Below are 13,895 nucleotides of genomic sequence, written 5' to 3'. Positions count from 1 at the left end.
TGCAGATATTAACAAGCATCCGCTATTGTACACTATTGAGGTATCGAGATAGATATTCCTTGGGTGATGCGCCGGCAACGCTTTTGAATACCCGGTTGAAATTGGTAATACTATTGAATCCGCAATTGTAGGCCACGGTAGCTATTGAATCGTATTGCCCTGCGGTGAGCTTTTTGCAGGCCTGGTTTATCCGCATCTCATTGAGGAAAGTAACGAATGTGATTCCTGTATGTTTCTTGAAATACCTGCAAAAAGCTTGGGGAGTGAGGTGTGCCTCAGCAGCCACTTCTTCCAAGGTTAATGCATTCTGATAATGGTGTAAAATGTAATTGTAAATGTTGCCCATCCGTAGTCCTTCGCCATCTGTAATGTGCTCCTTGCTAAATGTAGAAAGGTGTTCAGGTTTGGGGCTCATCTTACAAAATGTCCTCAAAAGGTGGAGAAAATTCAACATTTGGTCCATGCTATTGGACGCTTTCAGTTTAAGAATGTGTTTGGAGACTGCATGAAAATGCTGTTCGGGCAGCTTGAACCCATATTTGTATTCCCTCAGAAACGCGTTCAATTGGCTCAATTCGGGCAGCTGGAGGAAATTGGCAAGATGACCATTAGGATCGTAAAAAACCGAGATACTGTGCACAAACCCCCTTTCCATATCGTTGTCCAAATGACGGGCACCTTTAAATACATGCGATTGATTGGCGGCAATCATAAAAATATCATTGGCCTTAAAGGTGTGCATGGTGTTTTCTGCGATCAATGTCCCCTCGCCCCTGATAATCCAAATCAGTTGGGCCTCTTTATGACGATGTAAGTGTGGATAAAATTGAGGGATAATATCCTCCTGTATGATTACGGTCTTATCCGGTGTAACCGGAACGGTAAACTGGAGTGCTTTCATAACAGTTGGGTTAGTAAAAAATGTCATATAAATATACAGATATTAACCGCAGTTATACAACCTTTTATGAAAAGTGGTTAAAATATGGTTGTTAATGGCTAAAAATCGAGATAAATGAAGATCAGTCGCTGCATAAATGCCGGTTTATGAGGCCAGTTCGGTACAAGATGTTTTTCTAAACTGGCATAGTTTTTATGCTTTTTATGAAAAAATGTTAAACAAAATTGCTTCTTAATGTTTATCCATTAATGGAATTTCTTTGATCGGTTGTTTAAATGGATGTCATTGTAGCATTTCGGATCAATATTTCGTATAACTATTCGGAGTGAATGTTTGGATGCTATGCGATCTGCATGGCACAATGAATATTTCAGCTGTTACATTTATTTAATGACGAGCAACATCATGATACTTAGTAAAAAAGCAAATCATATCTTTGACCAAACCATATTGAACTACCACATTTTCGATTCCATCGATTGCCCCTTCAATAATCCTTATCCCGATCATACGTTGGATTACCTCTTATATAAAAAATGTTGGATTGACACGATGCAGTGGCATATGGAAGATGAGGTACGCGATCCAAATATTGATCCGGTAGTCGGATTGGAATGGAAGCGTCGGATTGATGAATCGAATCAATTGCGTACAGACGTAGTGGAACAGATTGATAGTTATTTCCTGCGTTATTTTTCGCATGTGAAACCCCGCAAAGACGCTAGGATCAATACAGAAAGTCCGGCATGGGCACTGGACAGGCTTTCTATTTTATGCCTGAAAATATATCACATGCGCCAAGAAACCCAAAAAATTGATGCTTCTCGGCAGCATGTAGCTTCTTGCCTGGAGAAATTAATGATATTACTCCGCCAGCACGAAGATCTTTGCTTGAGTATCGATGAGTTGCTGGAGGATATTCGTACCGGTAAAAAATACATGAAAGTGTACAAACAAATGAAGATGTATAACGATGCTACGCTAAACCCGGTATTATACGCAGCAAGGAAGTGAAGCAACGACGCAAAAATTCCACGTTGTTGGTTCTCCGCTTTTCGGCAATGGGCGATGTGGCTATGGTGGCTTCTGTATTGCGGGCATTTGCCGAGCAGCATCCCCATTTTACCGTTATAGTAGTTAGTCGGGCAACATTTGAACCTTTTTTTGCTGATATTTCTGGTCTTATTTTCCATCCATTTTATCCCAAGGGGGCGCATCGAAATATCCGGGGCTTATATCGGCTTTTTACGGAATTATTGCAATACAAACCAGCCGCCGTGGCTGATTTGCATGATAACCTGCGCAGCCGGTTTCTTTCACTGTTGTTTCGTGCAAAGGGCATCCACGTTAGCCAGTTGGACAAAGGCAGAAAAGAGAAAAAGGCACTTACGAGACCACACCACAAGGTTATGAAACCACTTAAGCCCACCGTAGACCGCTACGCCGATGTGTTTGGAAAATTGGGTTTTCCCATCGTATTGAGCCATAGCTTGAGCCGCCGTAGGCTACCCCTTCCCGAAACGGCAAAGCGGTTCTTTGCCGGTGGTGAAGCGGTTAAAAAAATTGGAATCGCCCCATTTGCGCAGCACCTTCCTAAGGTATATCCGCCCGATCGGATGGAAGCTGTGATAGCCTATCTCAGCCAGCAGGGCCATACCGTGCTTATTTTCGGGGGCGGCCCCGCCGAACAGCGTGTGGCTGAGGGGTGGCAACACCGGCACAAGCATGTGCATAGCCTTATCGGGCAATTTTCATTGCAGCAGGAACTGGCTATTATCGCCAACCTTGACATCATGCTTAGCATGGACTCGGCTGGCATGCACCTGGCGTCACTGATGGGCGTACGGGTACTGTCCATCTGGGGAGGCACCCATCCCTATGCTGGATTTTTAGGATATGGGCAACACCTGGAAGATTGCATCCAAGTCGATCATCCGGCACGACCCAGCTCGGTATATGGCAATAAACCCTGTATTTGCGATGGAAAGGATAGTATGGAACTCATTCCACCCGAAATGGTCATTGATAAATTGCAGCATATAGGTCTATGAACATCGGTTACGAAGCGAAGCGGGTATTCCACAATCGGACAGGATTGGGTAATTATGGGCGTGATTTGATACGCATCTTGAGCGAACACCATCCCGAAAATACCTATTACCTTTACAATCCAAAACCGGCAAAAAACCAACAGTTCCACATTGACCGTACAAACGTGCTGGAATGCTTGCCCCAAAAGCGCTTGGACCGTGTATTTTATAATTTATGGCGGCAGCGAACGGTACTGCGCGATCTTAAGCGGGATCACATCCAGATCTATCATGGCTTATCGGGCGAACTGCCGATCGGCCTACCTGTGTATCCGATGAAAAGCGTGGTGACTATCCATGATCTGATTTTCATGCGCTATCCCCAGCTGTATCCTTTTATTGACCGCACCATTTATTTCCGCAAATTCAAATATGCGGCCCATCATGCGGATCATATTATTGCCATCAGCGAGCAAACCAAGCGTGATATTGTGGAATTTCTGGACGTTAAGGAAGCGAAAATAAGTGTAGTCTACCAAGGATGCCACCCTGTATTCAAGCAGCGATATACCGAAGCAGAAAAACAGGCCGTGCTGAAAAAGTATGAGTTGCCCAGCGATTTCGTGCTGAATGTCGGTACCATAGAAGCCAGGAAAAATGCATTGTCCATCATCAAAGCCATGGAACATATGGACGTTCCATTGGTTATCGCAGGCAAAAAAACGCCTTACCTCAATGAAATTAAGGATTACATGGAGAAGCATGGACTGTCAAGTAAAGTTTCATTTGTACATGGAGCGTCGTTGGACGAACTAGCGAAACTTTACCAGTCGGCATTGCTATTTATCTACCCTTCTATCTTCGAGGGATTCGGTATCCCGATTATAGAAGCGTTGTATTCGGGGGTGCCAGTGATTACTACGCAAGGAGGTTGTTTTCCCGAAGCAGGGGGATTGCGTTCGTTATACGTATCACCTACTGCTACCGATGAAATCACCCAAGCGATATCAGCGGTGCTCCATGATACGATGTTGCGGGATGTCATGGTTACAGAGGGACTTTTGCATGCCCAACAATTTGACGATGCCCACCTTGCATTTCAAATGACCTCTTTATACCACGGATTGTAGCCAGGGAGGGCATAGCCCCCCGATTGTATATGCCATTCCTTTTACCTATGTTTGCGTTGCAAAAAGCAGGTAGTCAATCAACATAGGAAATATTTCATGAATGTCAGCTTAATCATTTCGGTGTATAAGAATACCTTGTTCCTTAAAACCATCCTCGATGCCCTGCATTTCCAGACTGTGCTTCCAGATGAGGTTATTATTTCGGAAGATGGCGATAGCGTCGAGATGCGGGATTTCCTCGCCAACTACGAAAGCCGTAAACTCAATCTTATACACTTAACACAGCAGGATGAGGGCTGGAAAAAAAACCGGGCATTGAACCGGGCCATCCTGGCAGCGTCCCATGAATACCTTATTTTCATTGACGGGGATTGCGTACTGCATAAACGATTCATTCAAAACCACCTTAAACTGGCCAGTCCCAATCACATTTTGGCTGGAAAACGCATCAAGCTGGGGCCTCAATACAGTGAAAAACTCAGAAGAACGCCACTGCCGAGCTTTCAGCGCGGATTGATGTGGCAACTGTCAAAACTAAAAAAGGACGGTGCTAAATTTGTAGAAGAGGGGTTATACATCCCATTAAATAAGCTCACTGAGGCCGTCATACGCTATCACGGCATCCGCTCGATAAAGGGATGCAATTTTTCCTGCTTTAAAGCGGCGCTATTGGCCATCAATGGGTTTGACGAGGATTATGTGCGGCCAGCGGTTGGCGAAGACGATGATTTGGTCTGGCGGTTCGAAGGATTAGGGTACCGCATTGTTTCAGCTAAACATTTTGTTGTTCAATATCATTTGGATCATCCAGAAAGTTGGACATGCCAAAAAGAAAACCTTGCGATACTCCAAAGGAAACAAGCGTCAAAACAATACCGTTGCCTCAACGGGATAAAAAAGCTATCACATTAATATTAGGTGCATTGATGCCAATACAAGGAAGAAAGAAAGTCATTTACACAGCGATATTTGGAAACTATGAGGGATTGTTACCCCAGAAGCCGGTGGTAGATTGGGATTTTATTTGTTTTACCGATAATGACCGCTTGCAAGCTGCGCCTTGGCGTGTGGTATTGATTGATCCGCCCATCGTTGGCGACAATGTGAGGAGCAGCCGATACATCAAGATCAATCCGCATCTGTTCCTGTCCGAGTATGATATCAGTATATTCATCGATGGCAACTTTTTAGTCATCGGCAATATGGACACGTTGGTAGAGCAGGTATTGGCTGATGCCCCGATAGCTTGTTTTGACCACAACCAGAATACACGCGATGCGCGAGATTGTGTGTATATGGAGCATGCCGCCATCAAAGAGATGGCCGAAGCACGCGGTATTTATAAAGACGATCCCCAGGTGATGGAAAAACAAATGGCATTCCTACGAGCCCAGCATTATCCGGAACATAATGGGCTTGTGTACTCTGGAGTATTGCTTCGGAGGCATCACGACGCACGCCTAATCAGCGCAATGGAGGAATGGTGGTATATGGTAAAGCACTACAGCAAGCGGGATCAGCTAAGTTTTGACTACGCCATGTGGAAGCAAAGCCTTATTTACAAAACCATCCCCGGCGATTCACGCAGGAAGAATGGCTTTTTTTACATGCTTGGCGCCCATCGGAAAGACTGGTCGGCCAAATTAAGGAAATTCCGATTGAAGAACATGGTGGGTTTAGTAAAAAAGCATGGATAATATAAAGGAACGCCCTATGGCAAAAGCGATCGTAATTACGCCCGTGAAAGACGCTATTGGACGCACGTTGGCGACCATCCGGGCCATCCATGAGAGTGATGCCGACATTTTACACTTGGTTTATAACGATTTTAGTTCGGCAGAGACGAAGGCAGTGCTTGAGCAAAGTAAGGATCAATACGGGTATGAGCTCGTCCACCTTGAGGATATGACCACCCATCCTTCACCGAACTACCGGCTTGTGCTGCAAGATGCGCAGCGGAGGGCCTTGCACAACGATTTGCCCTTGATCATTGTAGAGTCCGATGTCATCGTAAAACCGGATACATTGGGGCAACTCCTCGACTTTTATTACCAGCATCCCAATACCGGGCTTGCAGGAGCAGTCACGGTAGACGAACAGGGGCAGGTAAACTTTCCTTATCTCCGGTTTAAGGAACAGCCTAATGAAGCACGTGTCATCGAAACGAAGAAAAGCCTCAGCTTTTGCTGCACATTGATTGCTGTTGAATTTTTGAGAAAGTATGACTTTGCTTACCTAAATGAATCAAAAGATTGGTTTGATACATTTATTTCTTACCAAGCTACTGATATGGGGTTCAGGAATTATTTGTTGTATGATGTACCGGTCTTGCATAGCCCGCATGGAAGCAGGCCATGGAAGCAATTGAAGTATACCAATCCGCTGAAATATTATTTGCTCAAGTTTCTGAAAAGGAGGGACAAAATATGACCCCGCTTGTATCTGTTGTTATCCCATTTTATAACATGCAGGAGTTTTTGGCCCAAACCATTGACTGGACGTTGGAGTTGGCCTATCCGACGCTGGAAATCATCCTGGTTGATGACGGATCGACGGATGATTCAGGCGCGATAGCCAAACGGTATGCGGAACGTTTTGAGCAGGTATCGTTTTTGAAGCAGGCGAATCAAGGGGTCTCCGTGGCCCGTAATTTTGGTATCAGTTATGCCGGGGGCACCTATATATTGCCATTGGATGGCGATGACCGGATATGTCCCAGGTTTATCGAAGAAGCCGTAAGTATATTGGAAAGCCGGCCGGAAGTGAAAGTCGTGACGGCCGAAGGGGAGTTTTTTGGTGATAAGGCAGGCCTGCGTCGGCTGCCGGAGTTTAACATTAACCTGCTTGCCCGGAAAAATATCTTACATGTCAGTGCGTTATACCGGAAATCGGACTGGCGGGAGGCAGGGGGCTATTGTGCGGAAATGAAAGGCCGGGAAGATTGGGATTTCTGGATTGCTATGCTCAAAAACGGCGGCGAAGTTGTGAAATTGCCCATGGTTGGTTATCATTACCGGATCCGGCCCAATTCCAAACGGATACAGGATCGGAAGCTGAAAAAACAGGTAAACGATCTGCTCAATGCACGGCATCGTGAGTTTTTCAGGCGTGTGCTGGGTGGGCCGTTGCGCATTAACCGCTCGTGGTCGAGGCCATATAACAAGGTGCTTGCTTTTTTGGGTTTGTTGCGGTAGGTTTTTTGTTAATTCCTGAGTGCATCCAATAAGGTATTGATGCGATGGTGGTAGGTGTGGTTTTGCAACACGTTAGCTTGCATTTTCCGGATATAAGGAAGGCGGCTCGCTGGATTCGCGCTGAAGTGCTTGAATGCTTCGAGGAAATCCTGCGGTGTTTCTGCAATGACAAGTTCTTCCGCGGAGAAATATTTCCGGGCTAAGGGGTTGTCGCAGATTTGGAAACCACCTTGCATGGAAGCGGTGAAGACGCGTTCATTGACCAAAATACCGTGTTTTACTTGCGCGGATGTATGGATACTCGGAATCACCGCACTTTTGCTATATAACTTATTTTGTTCAATTTCGTGGGGTTTGCCCTTGTTAAACTCAGAGTAATCGAGGTAATTGGCAGAAAGTGTTTTGAGCGGAGTGATGAAGGCTTCGTATTGGTCTTTCCGGTGGCTGATATTGCCTACCCACATAAAATCATAAACTGGTGGCTCTTCGGAAGGTGGCAGGTAGGCTGTTTTGTCAGCAGCGTGCAGCAATTGTACGAACTTTAATCCCATGTCGTGGGTGTATCCCGCAAAAAACTCTTCGTTGATCGCATCGTCATGCTGCGACCAAATAAGGATGTCATGCCTGGCACTAAGCTGTTGAAGAAGTTTCTTGGTTGTCGGTTGCATGTGATGTATTTGTGCTTCATAATCACAAGGCTTGTAAAACTGTCCCCATATTACCAGTTTAGTGTCATTATTCATTTTCTTGGGCAATAGGTGGATGTTCTCAAGCGATATAAAGATCAGATCGGGGTGGTATCGCAGGAGTCTCCACCTTTCCGAAAACCCCCAAGCTCCACCTAATTTCTTCAGGTCAAAAAAGCGGCAATCATCACCTTTGTCAGTAAACGCGTTTCTGAAACCATACGCAATGGTTTTTGCAGCAAATGTATAGGGATTGTCCAGTTCAAAAATATAAGCTATCTTCAACATATAAGCTGTTTATTCGTCGTAAAGTTACAAATAATAGCACGTGTATCCGGTAGTTTAGTAGCAAGCTTGTATCGAATCAAGTAGTTTTGCCGTTTATGATGACAAATGGTATGAAGAAGTAAACGGAATGAAGTTACGGAAAGCAATCGAAACAATCTTATCATTGTGGCACTATCGAAGTATACGCAATTCAGTCCATGAAGTACGATCGACCCTGTTTTTTATCTTTCCTTCCTGGCAGGTCGGGGGTTCAGAACGCGTCCATGCAGAAATCATGGCCTTAGTGAAAAATAGGCAGCCGGTCTGCATTATTACTACACCGCAAAGGCATGTTGGATTTAGGAGATTATTTGCCCGATATGCACAACTTATCTATCTCAGACGTTGGGGTACGAAAGCTTCATTCAAACAAAAAATGATCAAGCTTGTCGCCGATGCGATCAATAAACAGCCGAGTGCTGTCGTATTTGGTAGCAACAATCTTTTCTTTTACGATTTGCTGCCCCATTTACGTTCGCATGTCCGTGTAATCGATCTCACGCATTCCATTACACCCAAGCAAGAATGGTGCGAAACGTATAGCTTACCCTATGTGCACCGAATAAACCAACGGGTAGTTTTGGGCCCCAATACCTTAGAAACCTTTAAGGCTATCTATGCGAGCCATGGCGTTCCAGCGGCGTTGTTAGCGCGTTTTACGATTATTCCTAATAAGACCGGTATAGCGGTTTCTTTGCTGAAGAAAGAATTGACAGGTTCTTTACGCGTAATTTTCGTTGGACGCGATTCCGAGGAAAAAAGGCCTGAGCTTTTCTTCCGGATTGCAGAAATGTGTGTTGGAAAAGGAATAGATGCCCGATTTGTTGCAATAGGCAAATTTGTGAGAAATTGGAACCACTACACACCTTACGTCAGCTTTGAAGGTGAGATTCGCGATACCGAAAGGCTGGTTGAGCAGTACCGGCAGGCCCATATTATCATTATTACTTCTTCTTTTGAGGGTTTTCCGCTGGTATTACAGGAAGCCATGTCGCAGGGCGTGGTGCCAATAGCTACCGATGTGGGAGAAATTCCCTATTATATTTCTCCGTCGCTGGAGACGGGGTATACCGTTGACGGCCGCCAGCCAGACGACAAAATTATTGATGATTTTATTGCAAAAATCAGTTATTTACAGGTAAATCCATTCGTGTGGACATCATATTCGTCGCGTTGCCGGGAGATGGTCGGCGAACAGTTCAGTGAAGAGCGGTTTGAAACCGAATACCGAAACCTGTTGTTAAATAAGGGCGCATGACGATTGTCAAATTTTTAGGAGGATTAGGTAATCAACTTTTTCAGTATGCTTTCTATTTGGCACTGCAAAAGACATTTGGGAACACGAAAGCCGATTTAGCGGGGTATGACAGCTATACCTTACATCAGGGGTTTGAGTTAGAAAGAGTGTTCGGAATCAAACTTCCTCAAATCAATGATTTTGAGCGTAAGCTTTATCTACCTGTGGATCGGCAATGGTTGTGGCGAAAGCTTAGGCAGGTGTGTGGCACAAAACATAGTTATTGGGAAGAGAGGCAGCTGTTCAGCTTTGACGAATCGATTTTCCGTGAAAAAGCAAAGCGCTACTATTGGGGGTATTGGCAGCACATTAACTACATCCGGCCTGTGGAGGATGAACTGCGCCGCAGGCTTATTTTTCCACCTTTCGATGATGAACATCATGAAAAGCTGTTGACGTGGATGAAAGGCCGGAACACCGTATCTGTCCATATCAGAAGAGGAGATTATATCGGAGATCCGTTACTGGGCGGTATTTGTGATACGGTATATTATAAGCGGGCCATTGATTATATGGAACTGGAGCTGCACAACCCCGAATTCATTTTTTTCTCAAATGATATCGACTGGTGTAAAAAGACGTTTGCGGCACACCATGCCCTGTTTGTGGACTGGAACGACACGCACAACAATTTTCGCGATATGCAACTAATAGCGCATTGCAAGCACCACATCATCGCAAATAGCAGTTTTAGTTGGTGGGGGGCGTGGTTCAATATGTCGCCGTCCAAAATTGTCATTAGCCCGTCCCGGTGGGTAAACGATGCATCAGTGGGATTAGATGGTATTATCCTTCCAAATTTCATCAGATTATGAATGTCTTGCCACTCGTTACTGTTTTTGTGCCGGTGTATAACGCCGAACGGTATATCAGCGAGACCATACGGAGCGTATTGAGCCAAACGTATGTAAATTTTGAATTGTTATTGATTGATGATGGTTCTAAGGACGGTAGTGCGGCAATCATCCAATCGTTTGATGATCCCCGTATTCGCTACCTAAGGAATGTGACAAATAAGGGGATTTCGTTTACAAGAAACCGTGGTATCGCAGAAGCCCGTGGCGAATTCATGGCACTATTGGACGCCGATGATATCGCCCTTCCGCACCGGTTGCAAAACCAAATCGAGTATTTTCAACGGCATCCAGAAATGGCTATGTGCGGTTCGCACGCTCGCCTTATCGATGCGGCGGGCATAGCGACAGGGAAAGTTTACCTGATGCCGACCGATCCGGCCGAAATCAGCGCACGGTTGTTTTTCCACAACACGTTTATCAATTCATCGGTGATGTTCCGTATGGAAGCATTGCGCGCTTCTTCGGGTTATTATGAGGGGTTTTCAGAAGATTACGAAATGGCTATTCAGCTTAATGGCCGGTTTGTATTGGGAAATGTAAACGATGTGTTGGTTTTGTACCGGATACACGGTGCCAATTCGACCATCCAAGACTCAAATCGGTATCGGGAAGCCGAATATCAGCTCTTGGCGAGGATGCAAAGGGCTATAGGATTGCCAGGTGATGATCAGGAGGTGGCTGTACACCATAGCCTGCGTTTGGGAGGAGATTCCACTGCTTTTGATATCGGTGATTATTACAAGCTCCTCAATGCCATTTGGTATGCAAACGACAAAATGAGAAAATATCCCAAGGCATCTTTTAAGAAATTTATTTTTGAACTTTGGTATGAAAAGATTCGCGAAAAAGCCAAGCGTAGGGCATTTTTCGTGGTATTTGCGTCACCTTTGTTTTCGTGGCGATTAATGACCTTCAAGATGTTCCGCAAGACGTTTAAGCAGACATTTTGGATGGAGCGGTAAAGGGTCGAAAATAATTAAGATGAAAGTAGTTTCCGAGGTTTACTTTACGATTGTTATTTGCAGCTACAATCCTGACGATCGGTTGCTGCAACGATGCCTGAATGCAGTCAGTCGACTTGCGCACCATGGATTCGGGAGTGAAGTGCTGTTGGTAGACAACAATAGCAATCCGCCATTGGCCAACCGTCTTTTTGTGCAGGATTTCTTGAATACAAAGCCCGATTCGAAAATCATTGTAGCCGAGCAGCAAGGGCTGGTCTATGCACGGATTGTCGGCATTTCGCAAGCGAAAGGCGAATACCTAGTGTTTTTCGATGACGATAATGAGCCACAATCGGATTACCTCATTGAAATACACGCACTAAATCAACGATACCCTGCTGTCGCTGCTTGGGGACCAGGCACTGTACCCGTTGATTTCGTAGATGGTATAGATTCACGGATAAAGGAAGTAGCGTATGGCGCGTTACAAGGCAAACGGGAAAACTATACGGCGTTTGCCTGTCTCCGTCAATGGCAGGCATGCTATCCTTTTGGCACAGGTTTGTGTATAAAAGCTAATGTATTGGCGAAATTCATGGAATGGTTTAATGCAGGCAAGCTCACCGCCACGGGGAGAAATGGTGTATCGTTGGCTAGCGGAGAAGATCTGCAAATGGTCATGACCTGCATCGCGTTGGGGTATGCTGCGGGTCATTCACCCCGGTTGCAGGTAGTCCATGTTATCCCCGGCAAACGGGCCGATATGACGTATATCAAACGATTGTCATACGGGAGCAACCTGGCTTTCCATACAAGTATCGCAGAAGTCCTTCCCGAATACGCCGAAGTGGTAAACTCCCAACTTCATCGACCAAGACGATTTGCGTTTAAATCAGCAAAGCGCTACCTCTCCGCCTTGTTGACGGGCAGCCCCGCCAAGATGGTCAATACCATCAATTATATCGGAGCGATGTCCAGCCTATACCGGTTATATCACCTACCCGTTCCAAAGATCGTCACCGCTATTTTAAAACATGCCAAGTTGCTCTAATTGATCATAAATTGCTTGTCTCATATATGCCCGACATTACACATAGCATTGATATCGTCATTCCGTCTTACCGACTGGAGAAGGATTATATTTTACGCATTATCCGCTTATCGAAACCGGAGAAATGGGTGTTCAAGTATTACATCGTGGTGGATAATCCCAACGTTATTGTCGATGAAGAAATTGCCCGATTGGCCGCATCGGGAGATATTACGCTGCTCATCAATCCTGTAAATCTCGGGGCTTCCACCAGCCGGAACAAAGGGCTGGAGGCAGGGAGCGGCGAATGGATTTTATTTTTGGATGACGATATCAAAGCCGATGAGCGGCTTCTGCACAATTACGTGCACGCGATAACAAAATGGCCAGATGAAATCGGGTTTATCGGCTTGGTAAAGTTGCCCCCGCCACCCACGGCGTTTGCCCGGGCACTGATCATCAATGGCTCCATGATGATATTCGGTATAGCCGAAGAAGCGGAATCTTTCGCTTGGGGAGCCACGGCCAATACGATGGTCAAACGGGAAGCCGTCGGTGCAATTAGATTCTCTACAGATTACCCAAAATCCGGCGGCGGAGAAGATGTGGACTTCTTTCTAAATGTACGGGATAGTAATGGAGGGAAAGATTATAAGACATTAAAGGAGGCTGTCGTGTACCATCCGTGGTGGAATGAAGGACGGCCATCATTCAAGCGGTCTTTCCGTTACGGCGTGGGCAATAGTTATCTTGGGCAATTCCTCCCAAAATATACATACTACGATTTTCCGAATACGCCTGAGGCGCTCTTTTTAATGTTGCTGGCATTTCCCATTGTGATCTTCATTGCGCCCGTATACCTGGGATCGTGGGGCCAGCTGTTTATTGGGTTTGGCTTGGTGGAGGTCATAGCAACGCTTTTTCAGGCCGCTAAGCGCAAAGCACCATTGAGTGCCGCTGTCGCCTATTACGTGGTGCGCCTCAAGCTGGCTTATGAAACGGGACTGCTCTGGGGCAATATCGCTCGGTTTCGCTTTGCGGGGATTGGTGCCCGATTTGAATATAAGGGCCGGAAGCATGGAAATGGGTTTTTCCAATTCAATACCTATAAAATTGTAAAGTGGGTGCTATACGCGTTGTTTATCTATGGGGTGTTTTTATGACAAAAGTTGATTAAGCCGTTGCCGCAATGAGTCAATGCGATGCGCGATGTATTCCGCAGCAGTTGGTCTGTTCTCTCCCCTATAGAAGATTTTAATGCTGCTCCGACTGGCGTTTATCGCTTTTCTTGGGCCAAACACCGAGCTTAACAAAAGTGTTCTTTCAGCGGAAAGATAATGAGAAAAATGCTGCCGGATAAATTGATACAACCATATCTCATCGCGTTTTTGGGACGTCCAGAAATTAAGCAGCTCAATGTGGTTTTCATCCGGCTGATACCGGTAAAAAGCTGGCTGGCGGTACAATCCCAATTTTTGGAAAAAACGTTTGATATGCAT

The 13,895-nt window shown here is 45.4% G+C and carries 15 protein-coding genes; 12 read left to right on the top strand and 3 right to left on the bottom strand.

Annotation, left to right across the window (positions count from 1 at the left end):
• Positions 1-22: 22 nt before the first annotated feature.
• Positions 23-901, bottom strand: coding sequence for an AraC family transcriptional regulator (locus BMW65_RS03245; RefSeq protein ID WP_090602694.1), 879 nt, complete (start codon positions 899-901; stop codon positions 23-25).
• Positions 902-1,306: 405 nt separating this feature from the next.
• On the opposite strand from BMW65_RS03245, the gene BMW65_RS03240 reads away from it, so the two are divergent.
• The 7 genes from BMW65_RS03240 to BMW65_RS03210 all read left to right on the top strand — a co-directional run bounded on the left by BMW65_RS03240 (position 1,307) and on the right by BMW65_RS03210 (position 7,255).
• Positions 1,307-1,915 (top strand): DUF4254 domain-containing protein, encoded by a 609-nt coding sequence (locus BMW65_RS03240; protein WP_090602992.1) that lies wholly within the window; start codon positions 1,307-1,309, stop codon positions 1,913-1,915.
• Complete coding sequence (locus BMW65_RS03235) at positions 1,912-2,952, top strand: glycosyltransferase family 9 protein (protein WP_245747475.1); 1,041 nt, start codon at positions 1,912-1,914, stop codon at positions 2,950-2,952. Before BMW65_RS03240 ends, BMW65_RS03235 begins: the two co-directional genes overlap by 4 nt.
• Entirely contained in the window at positions 2,949-4,061 is a 1,113-nt protein-coding gene (locus BMW65_RS03230; RefSeq protein ID WP_090602690.1) for a glycosyltransferase family 4 protein, read from the top strand. The genes BMW65_RS03235 and BMW65_RS03230 overlap by 4 nt, the downstream gene beginning before the upstream one ends.
• Before the next feature lie 96 nt (positions 4,062-4,157).
• Positions 4,158-4,973, top strand: coding sequence for a glycosyltransferase (locus BMW65_RS03225; protein ID WP_090602990.1), 816 nt, complete (start codon positions 4,158-4,160; stop codon positions 4,971-4,973).
• Positions 4,974-4,987: 14 nt separating this feature from the next.
• Positions 4,988-5,758 (top strand): glycosyltransferase domain-containing protein, encoded by a 771-nt coding sequence (locus BMW65_RS03220; RefSeq protein WP_090602688.1) that lies wholly within the window; start codon positions 4,988-4,990, stop codon positions 5,756-5,758.
• A 16-nt stretch (positions 5,759-5,774) separates the two neighbouring features.
• Positions 5,775-6,491: a glycosyltransferase gene (locus BMW65_RS03215; protein WP_090602988.1), complete on the top strand. Its 717-nt coding sequence runs from the start codon at positions 5,775-5,777 to the stop codon at positions 6,489-6,491.
• The gene (locus tag BMW65_RS03210; protein ID WP_218145328.1) at positions 6,488-7,255 is read left to right on the top strand and encodes a glycosyltransferase family 2 protein; all 768 of its coding nucleotides are present in this window, start codon (positions 6,488-6,490) and stop codon (positions 7,253-7,255) included. Before BMW65_RS03215 ends, BMW65_RS03210 begins: the two co-directional genes overlap by 4 nt.
• Before the next feature lie 8 nt (positions 7,256-7,263).
• On the opposite strand, the gene BMW65_RS03205 is transcribed toward BMW65_RS03210, so the two are convergent.
• Positions 7,264-8,229 (bottom strand): glycosyltransferase family protein, encoded by a 966-nt coding sequence (locus BMW65_RS03205; RefSeq protein ID WP_090602685.1) that lies wholly within the window; start codon positions 8,227-8,229, stop codon positions 7,264-7,266.
• Between the two features lie 415 nt (positions 8,230-8,644).
• Here BMW65_RS03205 and BMW65_RS03200 point away from each other — a divergent pair, with 415 nt between their 5' ends.
• The 5 genes from BMW65_RS03200 to BMW65_RS03180 are packed head-to-tail and all read left to right on the top strand — an operon-like array spanning position 8,645 to position 13,559.
• Positions 8,645-9,526, top strand: a complete 882-nt coding sequence (locus tag BMW65_RS03200; RefSeq protein ID WP_177180975.1) for a glycosyltransferase family 4 protein — start codon at positions 8,645-8,647, stop codon at positions 9,524-9,526.
• Entirely contained in the window at positions 9,523-10,380 is an 858-nt protein-coding gene (locus BMW65_RS03195; RefSeq protein WP_090602681.1) for an alpha-1,2-fucosyltransferase, read from the top strand. Before BMW65_RS03200 ends, BMW65_RS03195 begins: the two co-directional genes overlap by 4 nt.
• The gene (locus tag BMW65_RS03190) at positions 10,377-11,384 is read left to right on the top strand and encodes a glycosyltransferase family 2 protein (RefSeq protein WP_090602679.1); all 1,008 of its coding nucleotides are present in this window, start codon (positions 10,377-10,379) and stop codon (positions 11,382-11,384) included. The genes BMW65_RS03195 and BMW65_RS03190 overlap by 4 nt, the downstream gene beginning before the upstream one ends.
• A gap of 19 nt (positions 11,385-11,403) precedes the next feature.
• On the top strand, positions 11,404-12,417 hold the full coding sequence (locus tag BMW65_RS03185; protein ID WP_090602678.1) for a glycosyltransferase: 1,014 nt from the start codon (positions 11,404-11,406) through the stop codon (positions 12,415-12,417).
• A gap of 26 nt (positions 12,418-12,443) precedes the next feature.
• Positions 12,444-13,559, top strand: a complete 1,116-nt coding sequence (locus tag BMW65_RS03180) for a glycosyltransferase family 2 protein (protein WP_090602676.1) — start codon at positions 12,444-12,446, stop codon at positions 13,557-13,559.
• On the opposite strand, the gene BMW65_RS23820 is transcribed toward BMW65_RS03180, so the two are convergent.
• Positions 13,554-13,895: a hypothetical protein gene (locus BMW65_RS23820; protein WP_143053782.1), complete on the bottom strand. Its 342-nt coding sequence runs from the start codon at positions 13,893-13,895 to the stop codon at positions 13,554-13,556. The two genes, BMW65_RS03180 and BMW65_RS23820, sit on opposite strands and share 6 nt — an antisense overlap.

This window comes from Parapedobacter koreensis, assembly GCF_900109365.1.
Taxonomy (GTDB): domain Bacteria; phylum Bacteroidota; class Bacteroidia; order Sphingobacteriales; family Sphingobacteriaceae; genus Parapedobacter; species Parapedobacter koreensis.
The sequence above is the reverse complement of the archived record's forward strand: the minus strand, read 5'-3'. Positions and strand labels throughout refer to the sequence as shown.